The organism is Sphingobium sp. RC1 (assembly GCF_059738765.1).
This window is the reverse complement of sequence record NZ_AP027306.1, coordinates 2,506,483-2,526,903: the sequence shown is the minus strand read 5'-3', so window position 1 is coordinate 2,526,903 and position 20,421 is coordinate 2,506,483. Positions and strand designations below refer to the sequence as shown.

Genomic DNA, 20,421 nt, shown 5'->3' with positions numbered 1-20,421 from the left:
ATCGACGCGAAGGCTTCCAATGTGGAAGGGCGGCGGAAGGGTTGGTGGAAGGGGAAAAGCGCGGATTTCTGGGCCTTTGGAAGGGATGGAATGGTTGCCGATATATTGCCGTCGCATGTGCGCGCGGGCGCGGGCGCAGGCATGAGCGAAAATATACGTTATCTATTCCAACCCTTCCAAGGCTTCCAAAATAGAGAAAATACATAGCGATTTCATTGATTTAGAATGTGGAAGGGTGAGAGCATGGGGGTTCCAGTGGTGGAAGGGTCGCAATTCTGGACTTTCGCGGATGTGGAGGAGCGCCTGATCGAGGCGATGCGCTTCTGGTGGCATGTCGATGGTGGTGGCTGGCCGTTCGCGTCTGACGGTCCGTGGCATCTGATCGCGGCCGACAAGAGCTGGGATTGGGACAAGGATCGGTGGGCCGACGCGCTGCCGCCCAAGTTGCCGCTGTCGATCGAGCAGATGAAGCGGCGGGATGAGGCGACGGCGTGGCTGCTCCATGCGCCTGCCCAGGATCGGCGGCTCGTGCTGCTGGCCGTGCGGGCGCTGGCTGCTGGTCGGAAGCGTGTGCCGTGGCGGCAGCTGCTCAAGCCGATGGGCCTGAAGCTCGGCGCAGATGGGTTGCGGATGCGCTATGGCCGCGCCGTAACGTGCATTTGCAATGCGCTGAACACCGCAGAAATGCGCGCATAGAGACGGCGCAAGCCCTAGAATGTTGCATCACGAAAATAATCTGTGTTCGTCTAGCAGGCCAATTCGAGTAATTGATTGATACGCTGACGGCATGCCTTCGCTCGTCGTCATCGGGCATCCTCTCCTCACCTACAGCGACCCGCTTGGCCCAGTGTCAGCGGGTCGCTGCCGTTTAGGGACAACGTCGTGGGCAAGCTGAAGGCGATGGGTTCTCGCATCGCGCCGATGCCGTCGCGGGTGAGGCTGGCGCCCAAGGTGGTCGAGCAGTTCTACAGTTCGCCGGAGTGGCGCGCGCTGGTCGCTCGCCGTCGTCGTGATCCTGACTATCAGGCTGCGCTTCGGCGGGCAAAGCCGGGTGAGCGAATGATCCTCGACCACAAGGTCGAGCGGAAGGACGGCGGCGCGGACCTCGATCCGGCGAATACCGAGTGGCTCACCTACGGCGAGCACCAGGTCAAGACGGCAGCGGCGCGGCGAGCCCGCGCGCAGGGCCGCGCCTGACGCGGGGAGCCGCGCGCACGGCCCCAAGGGGGGGGGTAGGTCAAAAGTCGGGCAGGTCGGGGCCTCAGCACCGCCTCTGCCCTCATTTGGAGATTTTTTTCCGTGGCTGGTGAATTTCTGGGTCATGACCTGTTCGGCGACCCGGTGTTGCCGAGCCGTGAAGGCCCGGGAAGGCCGGAGGTCGTCTGGAACCGCGAAACGTCCAACAAGGTGTTGTTGGCGTTTGCGCGCGGCCTGACGGTCAAACAGGCGGCATCGGCGGTCGGGATGTCCGCGCCCACGCTGCGGAAGGTATATTTTTCCGAGGTCGGAAAGCGGGCGGAGGCGCGGCTGCGGATGGAGATGACCCAGCTGGCGCGCCTCAACGCCCAGGCGGAGGCGGGCAACGTCGCTGCTGAGAAGGAACTGATGAAGCAGCTCGATCGGCTGCGCCAGCGTGACCAGCAGCAGCAGCTCGCGCCTGCGCCGACCAAGGCCGCGAAGCTGGGCAAGAAGGAAACAGCCAAGGCGGTGGCGCATGAGGTTCGTGGGCTGTACGAACCGCCCTCGCCGCCGACCAGGTTGAACTGACGATATGGCGCTGACGACCGAGCATCTGGACCGGCGCTGGTCGACGGCGTGCGTCGACTGGGAGGATAGGATCGTCGGGCGGCGTTCGCTGGTGCCGTTCGAGCCGCTCTTTCCCGATCAGGCCGACAAGGCGGTCGAGATCTTCAAGTCGCTCCGCATGGTCGATGTGCCGGGCAGGCCGACGTTCGGCGAAGCCTGCGAGCAGTTCGTCTTCGACTTCGTGCGCGCGATCTTCGGCGCCTATGATGCCGAGACCGGCGAACGCCTGATCAGCGAGTTCATGCTGCTGATCAGCAAGAAGAACGGCAAGTCGACGATCGCCGCCGGGATCATGATCACGGCCCTGGTGCTGAATTGGCGCGAACTGGCGGAGCTGCTGATCCTGGCGCCGACGAAGGAGATCGCGCAGAACAGCTTTAAGCCGGCGGCGGCGATGGTCCGGGCGTCGGCCGAACTGTCGCTGATCCTGAAGCCGGTCGATCACCAGCGCATCATCAAGCACCTGGTGACGGGCGCGGAGCTGATGGTGGTCGCGGCCGACGCGGAAATTGTCGGCGGCAAGAAGGCCGGCTTCGTCCTGGTCGACGAACTATGGTTGTTCGGCAAGCGGGCCAACGCGGAGGCGATGCTGGAGGAAGCTACCGGCGGCTTGGCATCCCGGCCCGAGGGCTTTGTCGTCTATCTGACGACCCATAGTGACGAGCCGCCCGCAGGTGTGTTCAGGGACAAGCTGGATTATTTCCGGGGCGTCCGCGACGGCGAGATCGACGATCCGCGCACCTTCGGGATGCTCTATGAGTGGCCGGAGGCGATGCTGGAGGCTCAGGCGTATCTGAAGGCCGAGAATTTCTATGTCACCAATCCTAATATCGGCCGCTCGGTTTCCGAGGGCTATATTGCGGGCAAGCTGAAGAAGGCCGCCGGGGGCGAACTGGACGATGACGGCGACACGGGCAGCATCCAGATCGTCCTCGCTAAATATCTCAACGTCGAGATCGGCCTGCGCCTCCGGCGGGACCGCTGGCGCGGCGCTGACTATTGGGAGGCTGCGGCTGATACCAGCCTGACGCTGGAGCAGCTGCTGGCGCGATCGGAGGTGGCGGTCGTCGGTATCGACGGCGGCGGCCTGGACGACCTTTATGGCTTGTGCGTGGCTGGTCGCGAACAGGGCACGGGCCGGTGGCTCTACTGGACCAAGGCGTGGTGCTGGCCGGATGTGCTGAAGCGCCGCAAGTCGTTGGATTCGGTGCTGCGCGATTTCATCGCTGATGGCGACCTGGTGCTCTGCGAGGTGGAAGCGGACGCGGATGATGAGGAGCAATATGCCGTTCCGCAGGACATCCACGAGATCATCGAGATCATCCAGCAGGTGAAGGACAGCGGGCGGCTGCCGGTCAGCGGGGCGATCGGGCTTGATCCCCACGGTGTGTCCGACCTGGTCGATGAGCTGGCGAAGATCGGGCTGGAAGCCGGGACGCCCTCGGCCCCGGTGGTCGCGGTGGGACAGGGTTTTCGTCTCATGTCCGCGATCGTCGGCCTGGCCCGCAAATTGAAATTCGGCGGCGCGGTTCATTCGGGCTCGCGCCTGATGGACTGGTGCGTCAGCAACGCCAAGGAAGAGAAAGGCCGACAGTCGGTGATGATCGTGAAGGATGCGGCGGGAACCGCCAAGATCGATCCGCTGGTCGCGGCCTTCAACGCGACCAAGCTGCTGGAAACGAACCCGGTCGTCGCCGCGATGCTGTCGTCCCCCTGGGATGATCCGAACTTCTCGCTGATGCCCGCATGAGCTATCGTTTGTCGACGCGGGCCGCCGCGGCCGAGCGCAAATGGGCGGGCGATGGCGCTGTCGTCGCGCCGCGTCGGGGTGAGGTGCGAATGATCACGGAAATTCCGGGGATCGAACGCCCTGGCGCCGACATGCTACAGGTGTTCGGGCTGGGCGACATCAAGCTGCCGAGCGTGACGATCGGCAGCGCGCTGACCGTGCCCGCAGTGGCGGCGGCGGTCGCGTTCCTGCCTCGCTCGCTCGCGGCGCTTCCGCTGCACGCCTACCGCAAGACGGACGACGGGCCGCAGAAGATCAGCGGCGGGCTGGAAACGCTGATCCATGATGCGCCGAACCGGGAATGGACCAGCTTCAAGCTGCGCCAATATTTCTGGCAGCAGGTCTTCACCGGCGGGCGCGGCCTGCTCTGGATCGAGCGGTCCGGCAGCACGATCACGGGGCTCTATCCGGTCAATCCGGTCAAGGTTCGCATTCGGCGCGATGATCTGGGTCGCACGACCTATGAAGTGGCCGGGAAAATCTATCCCGCGGCCGATGTGATCGACGTGCCCTTCATGTTGAAGGCTGATGGGGTCGGACATTATGGGCCGGTCACGTTGGGCGCTCCCGCGATCCAGCTGGCGCTGGCGATGAACCAGTATGGTTCCCGCTTCTTCGCCGGCGGCGGCGTTCCGCCCCTGGCGGTCGTCGGCCCGCTGCCCACGGGGGCCGACGCGATGCGGAGGGCTGTTGGCGACATTTACCGCGCGATCGAGGCGGCGAAGGAGTCCGACAAGCCGATCTTCCCGATGCCGCCGGGTCACGAACTGAAACAGGTCGGCTTCGAGCCCGAAAAGGGGCAGATGACCGATGCTCGCCGCTTTCAGGTCGAGGAGATCGCGCGCATCTATCAGTTGCCGCCGGTCTTCCTGCAGGATCTGACGCACGGCACCTTCTCCAATGCCGAGCAGCAGGATCTTCACCTTGTCAAGCATCTGATCGCCCAGTGGACGCAGGCGCTGGAAGAGGAGATGAACCTGAAGTTGTTCGGTCAGCGGAACAACGCGCGCTATGTCGAGCATAATCTCGACGGCCTGCTGCGCGGCGACTTCAAGACCAGGATGGAGGGCCTCGCGCAGGCCGTCCAGAATTCGTTGCTGACGCCGGATGAGGCGCGCGATCTGGAGAACCGCCCAGCCAAGGGCGGCAACGCCGACAAACTCCTGGTCCAGGGCGCGACCGTGCCGCTGGACAGCCAGAATGGGGAGGCCGCGCCTCCCGCCAACAACCAGGGAACGAGCGCATGACCATAGAACGTCGCGCCCTTGCTGCCTCGCCTGAAGTGCGGGCGGACAATGGCGCCAAGGTCGCGCGGGGCTATGCCGCGCTGTTCAATAGCGAAACCGACATTGGCGGCTATTTCCGGGAGATCATCGCGCCGGGTGCGTTCGCGGATTCGTTGCAGAACGCCGATGTCCGCGCCCTGATCGATCATGACACGGGCCGCGTCATCGGCCGATCATCCGCCGGGACATTGCGGCTTCAGGAAGACGACAAGGGGCTGCACGTCGAGATCGACCTGCCCGACACGACGGACGGGCGCGACCTGGCCGTGCAGCTGGAGCGCGGCGACATCAGCGGCATGTCGTTCGGCTTTCGCGTCACGCATGACGAATGGGACGAAACGACCGAAATCCCAACACGGACCATCCATAGCGTCGAGCTGTTCGAGGTGAGCGCGGTGGCGTTCCCGGCCTATGACGATACCGAGATCGGGTTGCGGTCGCTGGAATCGGCCCGGCAGGAAGTGGAGCGCAAGGCCGCCGAGCGCAAGACCCATGACCAGGCCGGCTATCTGAAACGCAAGGCTGATCAGGAGCAGCGTTTCCGCAAGCTGTAACAGCATTTCCCGGCGACCACCGGAGGCCGGCAGGGGCTTTGTCCTGCGATGCAGACCCGCCATCCCGGCGGGTTTTTTCATGAGGTAAATCCTATGTCTCTGACTGCCCTTCAGGAGCAGCGCGGTCGCCTTGTCACCCAGGCCCGCGAAGCCCTCGACGAAATCAAGGCCAACACCGACGAGGCGCGCGCCACCGAACTGGAGCAGCGCCACGACGCGATCATGGCCGAGTTCGACAAGGTCGAAGCCAATATCGCCCGCGAAGATCGTCAGGCCCAGATCGAAGCCCGCCTGGAGGAAGAGCGCGGCAAGCGTCGTCCTCCGATGGGTGGCGAAGGCCAGGGACAGGACGACGCAGAAGAGCCGAGCTATCGTGACGCCTTCGTCGCGCTCGCCCGCGCCGGCTTCGACCCGCAGGAGCTCACCGCCGAAGAGCGCGCCACCCTGAAAGCCGGTATCGTGTCGAAGCTGGAAGCTCGTTCGCAGACCGTGGGCACCAACTCGGCGGGCGGTTATACCGTCCCGACCGACCTTGCCGCCACCATCGACAAGACGATGAAGGCCTGGGGTCCGATGTATGACGATGCGATCTGCACCGTGCTCAACACCGCATCGGGTAACCCGATCGACTTCCCGACGGTCGATGATACCGCCTCGACCATCTCGCAGCACACCGAAGCGGCGGCGATGACCGACGACGGATCGAAGGATGTCACCTTCGCCAAGATGACGCTCAACGCCTTCGCCTACGACACCAGCTGGGTGCAGATCTCGATGGAACTGCTGGCTGACAGCAATATCGACGTCGAAGCCTTCATCGGCGAGCTGCTCGGCGAACGCATCGCCCGGCGCGTCAACACCGAGTTGACCACCGGCGACGGCACCGGCGATCCCAACGGCATCGTCGTGGCATCGGCAGCGGGCAAGACGGCGGCCTCGACGTCGGCCTTCACGGCAGACGAAGTGATCGACCTGTTCCACTCGGTCGACCCGGCCTATCGCGCCTCGCCCAAGGCCCGCTTCATGATGCACGACACGGTGCTGGCGGCGGTGAAGAAGCTGAAGGACGGCAACGGCCAGTATATCTGGTCGCTGGGCGACATCCGCAACGGCGCCCCCGACACGATCCAGGGCAAGCCCTACAGCGTCAACCAGGCGATGGCATCGGCCTTCACCACCGCCCAGAAGCTGATCCTGTTCGGCGATTTCAGCAAATATTATGTCCGCAAGGTCGGTGCCCCGGTGATCGGCGTGCGGCGTGAATATTACTGGCCGAACATCGGCCTGGCCGGGATCGTCCGTCTCGACGGCGACCTGATCCAGTCCTCGGCGGTGAAGCACCTGAAGCTCGCCTGACCTTTCCCCCTCGGGGCGGCTGCGCGCCGCCCCACTTCTTTCAGGAGGGCTAAATGGCCGGTTCCTACAACACCACGGGCTATCGCAACGCCGATGGCGTGCCTGTCGTCCAGGGGCAGACTGCGGTCACGCAGGCGACCTCGATCACCACGGGCGTCACCTGCAATGCCTATTCGGGCGTCATCACCACTGTTTCGCAGACGGTCGCCGCCGGCGCGGAAGCGTCCTTCACCGTCACGAACAGCAAGGTCAAGGCGACCGACATCGTTCTCGCCTGCATCAAGACCCACACTTCGGCGGGGCTCTTCTTCGTGGAGGCGACCGCCGTCGCCGACGGATCGTTCCAGCTCACCCTGACCAACCTGCATGCTTCGGCGGCGGGCGACAATGTGCTGGTCATCAACTTCATCGTGCTGAAGGCCGAGGCATGAAACTGAAGCTGCTCGTCAGTCTTTCCAATGGGAAGCAGCCTGGCGACGCGCATGAATGCGACGAGGCGGAGGCTGGTCGGATGATCGCCTCGCGCTTCGCCGTGCCCTGGACGGACCCGATCGAGACGACCGCGAAGGCTCCGGCGGTGGAAACGCGCGCGACCGCTCCGGCAAAGACGCGGCGCGGCAAATGAACTGGCTTCCTGTCGAGGTCACGGTCGGTCCCACGGCCGAGCCGCTGAGCGTGGCGGATGCGCTCGGGCATGTGCGGGCGGAAGAGGGCGAAACCGCCTATGTCACCGCGCTGGTGAAGGCGGCGCGCGGTTATGTCGAATCCTATACCGGCCTCAGACTGATGCCGCAGACGGTCAAGCTGCGGTGCGACAGGTTCGAGGACAGCATGATCCTGCCCCTCGCGCCGCTCTCTGCCATCGCGACGATTGAATATCGCGACAGCGCCAATGTGCTGCAGACGCTCTCGGCCGACATCTATCAGGCGTTGCTCTACGGCCTCTCGCCGCAGATCGAGCGGGTCTACTCGCAGGCATGGCCGACGACGGTCAGGTCCGCAGCCGCGGTGACGATCACGGCGCAGGCCGGCTATTCGACCGTCCCCGAAGAGATCATCCACGCGCTCAAGCTGCTGGTCGGCCAATGGTTCGACATTCGGCAGCCCATTATCGACGGCCGGTTCGAGGGCGCGCCGAACGCGGTCGAGGCGCTGCTCGCGAATTTCCGCATCTACGCCTTCTGATTTTCGTCCCTTTCCACCTGCCCGTCCTCACCAGGGGATGGATTTTCATGGAGTTCTGCAATGGCCGACCTTTCGATCACCGCCGCGAATGTCGCGGCCGTTTCCGGTGCGAGCATCGATCGCAGCAAGAATGCGGGCGCGAGCGTCACGGCGGGGCAGCTCGTCTATCTGGAAGCCGCGACCTCCACCTGGAAGCTCGCGGACTGCAACAGTGCCACCGTGGAGGCTCGCACGCCGACGGGCATCGCGCTCCATGCCGCCGCGTCGGGCCAGCCTCTCGCGGTACTGACCGCGGGCCCGATCACGATCGGCGCCACGCTCACCGCCGGCGTCGCCTATTATTGCTCCGGGACGGCGGGCGGCATCGCCCCGGTCGCCGACGTGACGACGGGCTGGTATGTCACCATCGTCGGCATCGCGACGTCCACCACGGTTCTTGACGTCAAGTTTCACGCGTCGGGCGTCGCCCTCTGATGGACGCGGGCGCGCTCGACCAGAAGATCGTCGTCGAGGCGTCCGGCAAATCCACCAACGCCCTGGGCGAGGAAATCGACAGCTGGTCGGTGGCCTGCACGCCCTGGGCCAAAGTCATGGAAACGCCGGGCCGGGAATTCCTGGTCGGCGATTATCGGGCTGAAGAGAAAGCCGTCTTCATTATCCGCTGGCGCTCGATCGACAGCCTGGCGCGTGTCCAGTGGGGCGGGCGGACATGGCGGATAGACGGTGTCACCGGCACGCGCAGGGGCGGCTTCGCCTATCTGCACTGCACCAGCACGAACGGGGCGAACTGATGGCCGAAAGCAGGATCACGGGGCTGGACGGCATCGAGGCGATGTTGCGCCAGCTGCCGTCGAAGGTCGAGCAGGAGGCGGTCGTGGTGAAGGCGCTGCGCGCCGGGGCGAAAGTGATCCACGACCAGGCCAAGGCGAACCTGATCGCGCATGGGTCGGTCGATAGCGGCCTGCTCGCCAACACGCTGCACGTCGGCCGCAAGGCGGACCAGCGCCAGGGTGAGGTCGTCGTGTCGCTGAAGCCGTCCGGCAAGCGGACGATGGTCATTCGCAAGGGCAAGTCGAAGCCGACGCCTGCCCGCCCGTCCAAATATGCCCATTTCGTCGAGAATGGGACCGAGCATTCGGCGGCTCGCCCGTTCATGCGACCGGCTGTGGACGAAAAAGGCCAGAAGGCGGTCGAGGCGATCCGAGGCACGGCGCTGAAGGGCATCGCGGACGTAGCGCGCAGGCTGGGGCTGAAGGTCGGCTGATGGCCAGCGTCGAGGCGGCGCTGATCGCGGCGCTGAAAGCCAGCAGCGGCGTCGGCGGCGTTGTCGGGGCGCGCGTGTTCATCGTCGGCGGCCGCCAAGGGGCGGAATATCCCTATGTCACGATCCAGCGAATTTCGACCGCTGGCGCGCGCAGGCTTGACGGCGCCAACACGCTGGAGTGGCCGCGCTTCCAGGTCAGCAGCTGGGGCGCGACGGCGCTCGACGCCCTGAACACGGCGGAGGCGGTTCGCCTCGCGATCGATAACATCACCGTGGCTGGCGATCCGACGATCACCGCCACCTTCCAGAATCAGGACGGTCCAGAGCCTGATCCTGAAACGCGCAATTTCCGCGTGTTACAGGACTATTTTGTTTTCCACTCCCGTTGAAAGGTAAGTGAACCATGAGCAATGCGATCAAGTCGCAGGGCACGGCGGTCTATATCTCGTCCAACGACGCCGACAGCACGGCCTATGGCTCGGCCTCGTTCGTCCAGGTCGGCGAGGTGTCCGATGTCGGCGAGCCCTCGGGCGAAGCGGCGGATATCGACGTCACCCATCTCGGCAGCACGTCGAAGGAATATCTGATCGGCCTGCCCGATGAAGGCAACATGACCACGTCCGGCAACTTCGTGCCCTCCGACACGGGCCAGCAGGAACTGGCAACGGCGAAGGCCGCGCAGAACCGCCGCTGGCTGAAGGTCGTCTTCTCGAACGGCACGGTGCGCTATGCCAAGGCCCTGGTGAAGAAATATGCGCCTTCGGCTGCGGTGGACGGCAAGGTGCCCTTCTCCGCCAGCTTCCGCATCTCCGGCAGCTGGACGACCGTCTGATGCTGTCGCGCGATAAGCTGCTCGGCTATGTCGATACCAACATCGGCAGCGTCGAGGTCGAAGAGCTGGGCGGCAAGGTTGGCGTCGCCACCCTCACCGTCGCGGAAGTGGACCAGCTGGGCCGGCTTGACGACAGCAAGCCCGCCTCGGTGGCCGTCACGATCCTTGGGGCTTGCGACGACAAAGGCACGCGCCTGTTCACCGACGTCGACGCACCTGCCCTGGCGGCACTGCCAGCGGGGATCGTGTCGAAGATCTCGAAGGCGATCCTCGCCCATAACGGCATGGGCCCGAAGGCGGCGGAAGACGCAAAAAACGCCTGAAGCGGGACGGGGAACTTCGGTTCCGGCACCGTCTCGCGCTGGCGCTGGGCTGGCGGTCCGTGGTCGAAATGACCCACGGCCTGTCGGCCAGCGAATATGCCGACTGGAAAGCCTTCTGGGAACTGGACCCGCAGGGCGAGCAGCGCGCCGACCTGCGGATGACGCGCATCATGTGGGCGGCGCTGCAGCCGCACACGAAATCGAGAATCGACCCGATCGACTTCATGCCGTTCCCTGACGACGCGCATGAGCTGCCCGACGACCTGAGCCCAGAGGAACGCAGGATCATGCTGAAAATGGATCGGATGGGCGGATGAGCCAGCAGATCGGCGTCGACTTCGTTGGCAATACCGCGTCCTGGGATGCCGCGTGCAAGGGCGCAGCCGACAATCTGAAGACCGCCAAGACGACCATGCTCGACAGCCTGCGCCAGATCGGCGCGGGCTTCAACGGTGTGGGGGCAGAAGCCAAGCAGACGGCCAATGATCTCGCTGGCACCCGGTCGGGTTATGACCAGCTGCAGGCGGCGATCAAGGCAGTTGCCGCCGCCCAGATCCAGGCCAACAGCGAGTTCCGCGATGCGAAGGCTGCCTACAAGGCCGGAGAGATCGACCTTGCGGCGTACAAGACCCGGATTCTCGAAACCCGCACCGCGTTGAGCCTGGTCCGCGGTGAATATTCGCGCAGTGTCACCGACATCAAGAATTTCGGTAAAGCCGCCAACGACGCCGGCCGCGGGCACAAGGCGGGCCTGCAGCAGCTCGGCTTCCAGCTGAGCGACGTCGCCGTCCAGTTCGCCGGCGGCACCAAGGCGGCGATCATCTTCGCCCAGCAGGGTCCGCAGGTCGTGCAGGCCATCCAGATGATGTCGGGCGGCACGAGCCGCTTCGCCACCTTCATGTCGGGACCGTGGGGCGTGGCGCTCGGCGTCGGCACGGCGGTCGTCGGCGCGCTCGCGACCGCGCTGCTCAACGACAATGACGCGGCGGAGAAGGCCAAGGAAGCGCATGTCGACCTGTCCGACGCGATCGATCGGCAGAAAGCCAGCCAGGAAGCTCTCCGCAAAGCGATCGACGATTATAACCAGTCGCAGGCCAAGACGACCGAGAATACCCGTCTCTACGTCATCCAGGCCAAGCAGGCGGCGGAAGCTGACCTGAAGCGCGCGCTCGCCACGCGCGAGGCGCTGAAGGCTGACCTGGAGCGCCAGCAGAGCCAGAGAGGCGGCATCCTCGCCCCGCAGGGCTATGTGCAGGAACAGCTCCGGATGGAGGGCCAGCTGGCCGAACGGCAGAAGGCGAACCAGGAAGATATCGCCCGCCTCCAGACTGAGATCAACAACCGGGCGCTGCAGCTGGGCGATTTCGCGGCCAAGGCGCTCGATCCGCTGGAGAAGATCCGGCAGAAATATGCCGACATCCGCCGCGAGATCGAAAAGGGATCGAAGGGCGGCTTCTATGACGGCGTGCGCGTCCAGGACGTGATCGTCGAAGTCGGCAAGCGGCAGGCGCGGGAAGAAGCGGCCGCCCGCGATGCCGCCAAGGCTGCGACCGGCGGCAATGCCGCGAGCCAAGCCAGCGTCGGCGACATGACCGCGCTCATCAAGCAGCTGTTTCCCGGCGCGTCGATCACGTCGACCACCGGCGGCAAGCATGTCGCGGGCAGCGATCATTATGCCGGTCGGGCGGTGGACTTCGTGCCAGCGGGCGGCATGGGGCAATACAGCACCGCCCAGGTCGAGCAGATGCTGAAGGACGCTGGCGTCAGCATCCGTCGCAACGCGAAGGGCGTCGAACAGTTCTTTGGCCCTGGTCGATCGGCGGCGAAGCCCGGCGATCATGACGACCATTTCCATGTAGCCTGGACTGGTTCCGCTTCCCCCGAAGAGGCCGCGCGGCGCATGGCTTCCGCCCAGGAGAAGGCGCAACGCCTTGCCGACGAGCAGGTCCGTCGCGCGAAGGAACTGGTCGACATGCAGGCGGGCCTCGATGGCGACCTGCTGGCGGCCAAGCGCGCCAATGTCACCGATGCCGAGCAGATCGCGCAATATGCGCGCGACCAGGTCATGGTGGAGCGCGACAAGCTGGTTGCGGACATCGAGGCGAAGGCCGCGCTCAACCCGATCATCAAGGCGCATAAGGACGAGCTGGAGGGAAAGGCGAAGCAGATCGCCGAGCAGAAGCTCATCACCATCAACACCGCGGAGATGCGCCGGAAGTCGGCGGAAGAGCTGGCGATCTGGACCGCCGCCAACGACAACCAGAAAGACCTGCTCAGCCTGCAGGAGCAGCTGGCTGTGACGCAGGAAGATCGGCGCCGCCTGCAGCTGTCGATTCTGGCTATCGAAAAGGAGGAAGAGCGTCGTGCTCTGCAGCGCGTCGCGAACGATCCGCAGGCTAATGCCGCCGATCGCGCCGCCGCGGAGGGACGCCTTGGCTCTCTCGATGCGCGCTATGGCTTCCGCCAGCAGGGCGTCATGCGGAGCACCGAAAGCCCGCTGGAAAATTATATCCGGCAGAATGATCCGGCGCTGATCGGCGAGCGGGTCGAGGGCCTGATGGTCGATGAACTGGAGGCGGTCCGCGGCGGCATCAACGATGCCATCTCCAGCGCCCTTGGCGTTGAAGACCCGTTGCTGAAGGGGCTGATCAACCTGTTCATCGATCAGGTGCTGATCAGGCCGATCGCGCAGGCGCTGCAATCGCACATGGGTGGTGGCGGCGGCTTCCTTGGGCAGGCGCTGGGATTCGCGGGTTCGCTATTCGGCGGCTCTGGCCTGCCGGGCGTGAACACGGCCGGGCTGTCCGGGATCGAAGCCTCCCTCCATGCCGGGACCGTGGCGAACATGGGCAGCTTCGCCATGCCCCTTGCTCTTGCCGGAGGCGGCATGGTGATGGGGCCCGGCACCAGCACCTCCGACAGCATCCAGGCATGGCTCTCCAATGGGGAATATGTGCTGAACGCCGCCACGGTGCGCCGGCTCGGTAAAGCCCATCTCGACGCGATCAACAAAGGGTCGGGTGCGCCGCGTTTCGCCGCGGGCGGCATGGTCGGCAAGTATCAGGACATTGCCGCCAACAATAACCAGCCTGCGGTGCATATCGGCCAGATGGTGTTTCCCAACGTCACCAATGCCCGCGAGGCGCGCGAGGCGGGCCGCCAGGCAGCGTCCGCGTTCCAGGCGAAGGTCGCCGCAGCGAAGAAGCAGGGATATTGATGGCCTTCCTTGATCAGCAATTGCCTCGGCAGGTGGAGCTGGGGGCGGTCCGCCGCGACGTCGAGGATATCGACATCGTGACGACCGATGGGGGTTGGGAGGTCCGCAACGCGCGGGCCTCCCAATCGCTCCGCGAGTTCGACGTGAGCTTCCCGACGTCCAGGCGGAACGCGGCTGTCTTCCTCGCGGTCGTCGCCCTGTACAAGGCCGCGCGCGGCCTGCTGCACAGCTTCCGCTTTCGCGACTGGGCGGACTATCAGCTGACGGCCGAACCGATCGGCACCGGCGACGGCGCCACGACGGCCTTCCAGATCACGCAAAGCTGGACCGTCGATGGCGAGACGGTGAGCCGCGACATCACGCGGCCCGTCTCAGCCATGCAGGTCTATAAAAATGGCGTTCTGCAAGGCTCCGGCTATGCAATCGACTACGACACCGGCGTTCTGACATTCTCGGTCGCGCCGGCGATCGGCGTCGTTGTCAGCGTGACGGGCGAGTTCGATATTCCGGTCCGCTTCGACGGTCCCCTGGCGACGATGGCACCAACGGGCGACCTGGAGCATATCGAGACGATCACGCTCAAAGAGGTGCGGGAGTGAGCCGCACCCTTGGCGGGCCGCTGACCGCGCATATCGGCACCCGCACGCACACCCGCTGCACGATGCTGCGGATCGACCTGAAGGATGGGACGTCGATCGGCATCACCGATCACGACCGTGATCTGACGTTCGACCTGGGCGACGGCGCGATCAGCTATTCGTCCGCGACCGGCATCCTGCCCAGCGACGTAAAGTTGTCCGCTGGCTTCGACGCCGATAATTTCGAGGTGACGGGGCCGATCGGAGGGCTTGTCTCTGCGGAGGCGTTGCTCGGCGGTCGTTTCAACAAGGCGCGCGGGCGGCTGTTCCAGGTCAACTGGAAATCGCTGGGATCGGGCGCGATCAAGATCCTCGCCGTCGACGTCGCGGATGCGCGGAAGGAAGGCGGAAAGTTCGTCCTCGCCTTCACCTCCGACATCGCCCGCTTCAATCAGGTCGTCGGCAGCGTCATCACGCCCTATTGCAACGCCGACTTCGGCGATGCGCGGTGCGGCCTGACGCCGGAGGAGATCAGCGCCACCGTCAATGCGGTGGCGGGCGATCTGTCCTTCACCGTCACCTTCACCGGCTCCTATGCCGATGATTATTTCAATGCCGGCCAGGTGGAGTTCGCTACGGGCGCGCTCGCCGGCACCGCGCCCGTCGAGATATTCGACTGGACCGCCGCCGGCGTCGTGACGCTATTCGCGCCGCTCGCCGCCGCGCCGGAGGTCGGCGACACGCTGGCGATCCGCCGTGGCTGCCTGAAGAGCCGTGCCGCCTGCATGGATTACGACAATATCCTCAACTTTCGCGGTTTCCCTGAAGTGCCCGGCAGCGACCAGGTGCTGAAATATGCCGTGCCGGGAAATGCCGGTGCGTGACGATGTGATCGCCGAGGCGCGCCGGTGGATCGGCACGCCGTTCCGCTGGCAGCAGGCGGCCAAGGGCAAGGGCTGCGATTGCAAGGGGCTGATCTCGGGCGTCGCGCTGGCGCTCGGCCGTCCAGAGGCGCGGAGCGTCTATGCGCTCATGTCGGCCGAATATCGCCGCCGGGTTGACCCGGCCTTGCTGCGGCGCGGCCTGTCCGAACTGTTCGATGAAGTCGCGGAAATGGAGCCCGGCGACGTGCTGCTGATGCGCGTCGCGGACAAGCCCCAGCATCTCGGCCTCTACGCCGGCCAAGGCCGGATGATCCATACCTATGCCAAGGGGCCGCGCCGCGTGATTGAAGTTCCGCTCGACCCGGCCTGGCCCGTCGTCGGCATCTTCCGCTGGAGGGACATCGCGTGACAATCGATCCTGTCAGCCTTGCCATCACGGCCGCGCTCACCGCGACGCAGATGGCGCTGACCGCCAGTCAGAAGATCGAAGGGCCGCGCCTGGATGACCTGTCCGTCACGGTCGCGGACTATGGCACCCCGCTCAACTATTTCTATGGCACGCGCCGCTTCGAGGGCGTTCCGATCATCTGGGCTGAGCCGCTGCGGGAGGTGAAGAAAAAGCGGAAGACCAAGGGCGGCAAATATAACGAATATACCTATTACGGCACTTGGGCCATAGCGATCGCAGGGCATCAGATCGACGCAGTCACCCGCATCTGGTTCGACAAGCATCTGGTCTATGACGCCACCGGCACCGGGCCGATATCGCCTTTTTCGCTGAAGAAGGGCTTCGGGATCGCGGAGCATATCCGCTTTTTCCTTGGCACCGAAGATCAGATGCCGGACCCGCGCATGTTGGCGACGGTCGAAGCGGAACATGGTCCCGGTTCTTGCCCCGCCTATCGAGGAATCTCCGGTGCGGTGTTCGAGGATATTCCGCTCGAAAAAGTCGGCAACCGCATCCCCCAGATCACCATCGAGGCCACCTGCAGTGGCGCGGAAAACTTCCCCTTCGACAGCGTCGATGCCACGCCGAGCACGGGAGAGAGTCCACAGCTTTTCTCCATCATGGCGAGCCCTGACGGTTCCCGGTTCTACACGGGGCATCTCAACTCGCCCGTCGTCACGGTGTGGGACTCGGCCGCGCGCACGGCCATGTTCGAGCTGACCTTGGACTACGGGTTCGGCGGCATGACGCCCAGCGGCTCCTTCTATTCCACCAGCGGCGTGTGGCCGAGCGTGTACCTCGCGCTGACGGGCCCTGATGGTGGATCGTCCGTTCTCGCTGGGCCCGGCGATTTCGACGAGCCGCCGGCAGGTTGCGCCTATGTCGGCGGGCTGGTGTGCGTCTATCCGATATTCTCCTGGCAACAGACACAATATTTCAACCCGTTCAGCGGTCGGGTTGAAGCGCGCTATCCAGGCTTTTCCGCGAACCACTATTTCGAGGATGTGAATGGCCAAGCCTGGGCCGTCGGCCAGGTCGGCACCGACCCGAAGATCGCCTTTTCGATGATGCCGAACGGCGCGGTGCATGAGGTGACGACCGGCGAGACGGGCGATGCGTTCGCGCTCGACAACGGCAATGGCGAGTTTTTCGTTTGGCAGGGCGGCAAGGTTATGCTGGTGGACACGTCCAGCTGGACCATCACCGCATCGACCGCGAATGTCGGCGTCCACAGTCTGACGCCGCCCATGGCGTTCCGTCATGCGCTGCCAGGACAGACCTCGCTGTGGGTCGGGCCCACGGAATATTCGACGATGGACGCATCGATCATCCGCACCGTCGATCTTCTCGATTGGGCGGTGGGCGAATTGGCCGACTGGGTCATCTACGATCCCTATAATCACGCGCTGCTGACGCAATCAGGGGCATCGTCCAATTTCGTATGGCGCTACCTTGATCGCGTCGGCGGGGAAGGCGTGACGCTCGGCGAGATCGCCAACGATGTGGCTGAGCGGTGCGGACTGCCCTTTGGCAACTATGATTTCTCCGACCTGGATCAGCTGATCGCGGGCTATAATTGGACGCAGGGTGCTGGCAGGGACATCCTCGATCCGCTCTTCACCGCCTACGACAGCGACATCGCGCCGCACGATTTTTCCGTGCGGGGCATCAAGCGGGGCGCGGCGAGCAGCGGTACGATCGACGTCGGCCAGTTCGTCCGAGATCCTGATCGATACCGGATCAGCATTACGCAAGACGCGGATCTTCCCCGCGCATTGACGTTCAGCTTCGCGGACACGGCAGCCGAGCAGCAGACGAACAGCGTTCTGGTGCAGCGGCCCAGCGTGGCGATCGATGGGGTGCGCGAGCTCAATATCAATATGACCAGCCTGGCGCTTTCAGTGGATGAGGCACGCGAACTGGCCGAGCGCTATTTTCGCCGCATATGGGCGGGCCGGGAGAAGGTCGAAAACACGCTCACCGCTCAATATCTCGCGCTGGAACCTACCGATGTGAAGACGCTGGGGCTGGATGGGATCAGCCGCACCGCTCGCCTGCTGGAGCAGACGTTAAGCGCCGGCGGCATGATCAAGGCACGGTGGGAACGGGATGACCCGAACATCGCCTTGCTGTCTGGCGCGACCGGCGCGGCCATGGAAGGCCGCGCACCTTCCGTCATGCTGGTGCCGGGCCTGACGCGAGGCTTTGTGCTCGACGTGCCGCTGGCGCGGGACATCGACGATCAGGCGTCGCCATTCATGACGATCGCCGCAGCGCCCTATACGCCCGCCGGCTATTGGAGCGGCGGGGACTTCTATCTGTCCGACGACGGCGCAGACGACACGTTCGAGGCTGGCTGGGCCACGATCGGTCCGCTGGATTCCTGCACCTGGGGCGTGGCGATCGATGCAGTTGGCGATGCGCTGCCCTGGCTGCGTGACGACGCCAATAGCATTAGTGTCACGCTGCGGACTGGCGAGCTTGAAAGCGTCAGCGATGCCGAGTTCGATGCCAGCGACAGCCTCAACCTTGCCCTGCTGGAAAGCGCGGAGGGTTGGGAATATCTGCGCTTCCGCACGGCGACGCTGGAGGTCGATGGCAGTTGGACCCTCACCGGGCTGTCTCGTGGGTGCCGTGGCACGGAACAGCATATCGGCGGACACGCAGCCGGCGACAGGTTCCTGCTGGTTGACAGCACGCTGGCCAAGCGGGCGATGAGCGCGAGCGAGATCGGCGATATCGACTACTACAAGGCCGTCAGCCAAGGGCGGGACGAGAGCAGCTCCTATGCCGAAGACGTGTTGTTCACGGCCGCCGCGCAGAGGCCCTATTCGCCCGTCCATGGCATCCTGACGCTGGACAGCGGATCGGGCGACTGGTCGATCGACGCCACCCGCCGCACGCGGATCGGCGGCGGGAATATCGACGGGCAGGACGTGCCGCTCGGTGAAACCGCCGAAAGCTGGTCGTGCGACATCATGGACGGCGTCGATGCTGTGCGGACGATCACCGGCAGCAGCTTGCCGCTCGCCTACAGCAGCGCGCAGCAGACTGCTGATTTCGGCGGGCCGCAGGCCAGCCTGACGGTGAACCTCTATCAGGTATCGCCAGCCCTCTCCTTGCGGGGCTTCGGCCTCGAAATCGCAGCCTAGAAGGAAACAGCATGACATTGCCGCATACCGGCGCTGGCGAGTGGGCCGCGTCGCAGGCTTCGCCGTGGGAGACGGTCAATGCCGCGCTCCGCCTGCTCGACGCCGCGGCCACACGCTTCATCATCGAGGATCGCGACCTCGCTGCGCCTCCTGGCTCCTGTTCGGACGGGGCCTGCTATCTTGTCGCCGCTTCACCCACGGGCGCCTGGTCTGGTCAGGCGGGAAAGCTCGCGCTGGCCATCGGCGCCAACGCCTCGAATGGTTGGCTGTTCGTCACGGTCGCGGCGGAAGGCAATCAGCTCTATATTCGTGACGAGGACCTGACGATCCAGCATAATGGAACGAGCTGGTCCACCGTGGCATCGTCGGCCAATCAGTACCGCATCGGCTTTTTCTTCACCTCTGCTCCCGCATCATCGGAAGTGTTGCTGCTGCACATCGCGGCGGAGGCGTTCACCTTCCCCGCCAATTTCGCATCGCCCAACAGCAAGGGGGCGGTTGGCTCTAATCCGGCAGCCTCCTTCGCGCTGGACGTGCAGCGGCAGGTGAACGCCACCGGCGCTTTCTCCACCATCGGGACGATTACTATCTCGACAGGCGGGGCCTTCACCTTCGCCACTGCGAGCGGCACGGCGAAGAGCATCGCCATCAATGATGTGATCAAGATCGTCGGCCCCAGCTCAGCCGACGCCTCGATCGCGAACGCGGCGATCACGCTGCTGGGGTCCATCTGATGACGCACCTCTATTCAGCTTCCGAGACCGAGGTTCTGACGCAGGGTGGCTCCGCCTTCTACTCAACGACGCCGAGCGGCGCGTTCGATAGCAATTATGCTCGCGCGCCGATCCGGCTGGACGCCAACAGTTCGACCACTTGGGACAGCGCCGATTTCGCGCAGCAGACGACCTATTGGCATCACATGACTGGCTATGTGTCGGGCAGTGGCACCGGCACCGCTCTGACCTTGTATAATAATTCCGGCACGGCCGTTTTTCGTCTCCAGTCGACGGCCGGCGGCACCATGCAGGTGCAATATTGGAACGGAAGCTCCTGGACCCAGATCGGTAGCAATTGGTCCTATTCGGCCTCGACGAAATACACGCTGGATCTGAAGGTCGTCTGCGGTGGGTCGGGGTCCATGGAATTCTATGTGGATGGGACGCTGGCGACGTCGGGCTCCGCGTCCATGGCCTCGGTCGACAACATCGCAAAATTCCGCTTGGGCAACTTCGCCGCAACGAATCAGCAGACCTACTACAGCGAGGTGTTCGCCCGCACCACGTCGACAGTCGGCTGCCGCCTGGAAAGCGAGCCCCCCACTTCGGCCGGCACGGACACGGACGGAACGGGCGCCTATACCGACATCGACGAATATGACCGCAACGATTCCGATTTTAAGGTCCTGACGTCGAGCGGTAACAAGGCGAGCTTCAAATCGGCGGCGCGGACCCAAGGCGGTAGCGGCACCGCTCTTGCTGTGACCGTGACAGCCCGCGCTTCGACCGACAGCGGTCAATCGATCAAGTTCTATCTGCTGATTTCTGGCACGCGCTATTATTCCAGCAGCATCGCCCTGACGGCGAGCCTGCTGCCCTATCAATATACATGGGAAACCAACCCAGCGACTAGTTCGCCCTGGGTTCTGTCCGACGCGCAGTCCGCCAATCTCGAATGGGGGTATGAGGTCGTCTGATGGCAGTTACCGTCACAAAGGGAAATTTGCTTGTCCTCACCGGCCTTCCGCCAG

Annotated in this window: 24 protein-coding genes; all 24 read left to right on the top strand. The window is 64.4% G+C overall.

Translation table 11 applies throughout. The annotated features are described in order from the left end of the window. Positions 1 to 243: 243 nt before the first annotated feature. The 24 genes from AC6JBC_RS12615 to AC6JBC_RS12500 all read left to right on the top strand — a co-directional run bounded on the left by AC6JBC_RS12615 (position 244) and on the right by AC6JBC_RS12500 (position 20,367). Positions 244 to 696 carry a hypothetical protein gene (locus AC6JBC_RS12615; RefSeq protein ID WP_062119230.1) on the top strand — a complete coding sequence of 151 codons (453 nt, stop codon included), beginning with the start codon at positions 244 to 246 and terminating at the stop codon, positions 694 to 696. Positions 697 to 900: 204 nt separating this feature from the next. Then, the gene (locus AC6JBC_RS12610; protein WP_498024611.1) at positions 901 to 1,197 is read left to right on the top strand and encodes an HNH endonuclease signature motif containing protein; all 297 of its coding nucleotides are present in this window, start codon (positions 901 to 903) and stop codon (positions 1,195 to 1,197) included. Between the two features lie 102 nt (positions 1,198 to 1,299). Then, positions 1,300 to 1,767: a hypothetical protein gene (locus tag AC6JBC_RS12605; protein ID WP_498024610.1), complete on the top strand. Its 468-nt coding sequence runs from the start codon at positions 1,300 to 1,302 to the stop codon at positions 1,765 to 1,767. A gap of 4 nt (positions 1,768 to 1,771) precedes the next feature. Continuing rightward, on the top strand, positions 1,772 to 3,556 hold the full coding sequence (locus AC6JBC_RS12600) for a terminase large subunit (RefSeq protein WP_498024608.1): 1,785 nt from the start codon (positions 1,772 to 1,774) through the stop codon (positions 3,554 to 3,556). Next, positions 3,553 to 4,842 carry a phage portal protein gene (locus tag AC6JBC_RS12595; protein WP_498024606.1) on the top strand — a complete coding sequence of 430 codons (1,290 nt, stop codon included), beginning with the start codon at positions 3,553 to 3,555 and terminating at the stop codon, positions 4,840 to 4,842. Before AC6JBC_RS12600 ends, AC6JBC_RS12595 begins: the two co-directional genes overlap by 4 nt. Next, on the top strand, positions 4,839 to 5,435 hold the full coding sequence (locus AC6JBC_RS12590; protein ID WP_498024605.1) for an HK97 family phage prohead protease: 597 nt from the start codon (positions 4,839 to 4,841) through the stop codon (positions 5,433 to 5,435). Before AC6JBC_RS12595 ends, AC6JBC_RS12590 begins: the two co-directional genes overlap by 4 nt. Before the next feature lie 93 nt (positions 5,436 to 5,528). Beyond that, positions 5,529 to 6,791, top strand: coding sequence for a phage major capsid protein (locus AC6JBC_RS12585; protein ID WP_498024604.1), 1,263 nt, complete (start codon positions 5,529 to 5,531; stop codon positions 6,789 to 6,791). 53 nt (positions 6,792 to 6,844) lie between these two features. Continuing rightward, entirely contained in the window at positions 6,845 to 7,222 is a 378-nt protein-coding gene (locus AC6JBC_RS12580) for a hypothetical protein (RefSeq protein WP_498024603.1), read from the top strand. Then, on the top strand, positions 7,219 to 7,416 hold the full coding sequence (locus tag AC6JBC_RS12575) for a hypothetical protein (RefSeq protein ID WP_498024602.1): 198 nt from the start codon (positions 7,219 to 7,221) through the stop codon (positions 7,414 to 7,416). The genes AC6JBC_RS12580 and AC6JBC_RS12575 overlap by 4 nt, the downstream gene beginning before the upstream one ends. Next, positions 7,413 to 7,976, top strand: coding sequence for a head-tail connector protein (locus AC6JBC_RS12570; RefSeq protein WP_498024601.1), 564 nt, complete (start codon positions 7,413 to 7,415; stop codon positions 7,974 to 7,976). Before AC6JBC_RS12575 ends, AC6JBC_RS12570 begins: the two co-directional genes overlap by 4 nt. A gap of 60 nt (positions 7,977 to 8,036) precedes the next feature. Next, entirely contained in the window at positions 8,037 to 8,450 is a 414-nt protein-coding gene (locus tag AC6JBC_RS12565; protein ID WP_498024599.1) for a hypothetical protein, read from the top strand. Continuing rightward, positions 8,450 to 8,767, top strand: coding sequence for a head-tail adaptor protein (locus AC6JBC_RS12560; RefSeq protein WP_498024598.1), 318 nt, complete (start codon positions 8,450 to 8,452; stop codon positions 8,765 to 8,767). Before AC6JBC_RS12565 ends, AC6JBC_RS12560 begins: the two co-directional genes overlap by 1 nt. Further along, the gene (locus AC6JBC_RS12555) at positions 8,767 to 9,240 is read left to right on the top strand and encodes an HK97-gp10 family putative phage morphogenesis protein (RefSeq protein WP_498024597.1); all 474 of its coding nucleotides are present in this window, start codon (positions 8,767 to 8,769) and stop codon (positions 9,238 to 9,240) included. Before AC6JBC_RS12560 ends, AC6JBC_RS12555 begins: the two co-directional genes overlap by 1 nt. Beyond that, positions 9,240 to 9,629, top strand: coding sequence for a tail completion protein gp17 (gene gp17 / locus AC6JBC_RS12550; RefSeq protein ID WP_498024596.1), 390 nt, complete (start codon positions 9,240 to 9,242; stop codon positions 9,627 to 9,629). The genes AC6JBC_RS12555 and gp17 overlap by 1 nt, the downstream gene beginning before the upstream one ends. A 14-nt stretch (positions 9,630 to 9,643) precedes the next feature. Then, the gene (locus AC6JBC_RS12545; RefSeq protein ID WP_498024595.1) at positions 9,644 to 10,072 is read left to right on the top strand and encodes a phage tail tube protein; all 429 of its coding nucleotides are present in this window, start codon (positions 9,644 to 9,646) and stop codon (positions 10,070 to 10,072) included. Next, entirely contained in the window at positions 10,072 to 10,395 is a 324-nt protein-coding gene (locus AC6JBC_RS12540; RefSeq protein ID WP_498024593.1) for a hypothetical protein, read from the top strand. The genes AC6JBC_RS12545 and AC6JBC_RS12540 overlap by 1 nt, the downstream gene beginning before the upstream one ends. Before the next feature lie 68 nt (positions 10,396 to 10,463). Further along, positions 10,464 to 10,712, top strand: coding sequence for a phage tail assembly protein T (locus AC6JBC_RS12535; protein WP_498024591.1), 249 nt, complete (start codon positions 10,464 to 10,466; stop codon positions 10,710 to 10,712). Continuing rightward, positions 10,709 to 13,612, top strand: a complete 2,904-nt coding sequence (locus tag AC6JBC_RS12530; protein ID WP_498024589.1) for a phage tail length tape measure family protein — start codon at positions 10,709 to 10,711, stop codon at positions 13,610 to 13,612. Before AC6JBC_RS12535 ends, AC6JBC_RS12530 begins: the two co-directional genes overlap by 4 nt. Then, positions 13,612 to 14,211 (top strand): DUF2460 domain-containing protein, encoded by a 600-nt coding sequence (locus tag AC6JBC_RS12525; RefSeq protein WP_498024587.1) that lies wholly within the window; start codon positions 13,612 to 13,614, stop codon positions 14,209 to 14,211. Before AC6JBC_RS12530 ends, AC6JBC_RS12525 begins: the two co-directional genes overlap by 1 nt. Further along, the gene (locus AC6JBC_RS12520; RefSeq protein ID WP_498024585.1) at positions 14,208 to 15,074 is read left to right on the top strand and encodes a phage/gene transfer agent baseplate hub protein; all 867 of its coding nucleotides are present in this window, start codon (positions 14,208 to 14,210) and stop codon (positions 15,072 to 15,074) included. The genes AC6JBC_RS12525 and AC6JBC_RS12520 overlap by 4 nt, the downstream gene beginning before the upstream one ends. Then, positions 15,067 to 15,483 (top strand): NlpC/P60 family protein, encoded by a 417-nt coding sequence (locus tag AC6JBC_RS12515; protein ID WP_498024584.1) that lies wholly within the window; start codon positions 15,067 to 15,069, stop codon positions 15,481 to 15,483. Before AC6JBC_RS12520 ends, AC6JBC_RS12515 begins: the two co-directional genes overlap by 8 nt. Then, positions 15,480 to 18,674 carry a phage tail protein gene (locus tag AC6JBC_RS12510; RefSeq protein WP_498024583.1) on the top strand — a complete coding sequence of 1,065 codons (3,195 nt, stop codon included), beginning with the start codon at positions 15,480 to 15,482 and terminating at the stop codon, positions 18,672 to 18,674. The genes AC6JBC_RS12515 and AC6JBC_RS12510 overlap by 4 nt, the downstream gene beginning before the upstream one ends. Before the next feature lie 11 nt (positions 18,675 to 18,685). Further along, positions 18,686 to 19,408, top strand: a complete 723-nt coding sequence (locus AC6JBC_RS12505; RefSeq protein WP_498024582.1) for a DUF2793 domain-containing protein — start codon at positions 18,686 to 18,688, stop codon at positions 19,406 to 19,408. Further along, entirely contained in the window at positions 19,408 to 20,367 is a 960-nt protein-coding gene (locus AC6JBC_RS12500; RefSeq protein ID WP_498024581.1) for a hypothetical protein, read from the top strand. The genes AC6JBC_RS12505 and AC6JBC_RS12500 overlap by 1 nt, the downstream gene beginning before the upstream one ends. Positions 20,368 to 20,421 lie beyond the last annotated feature (54 nt).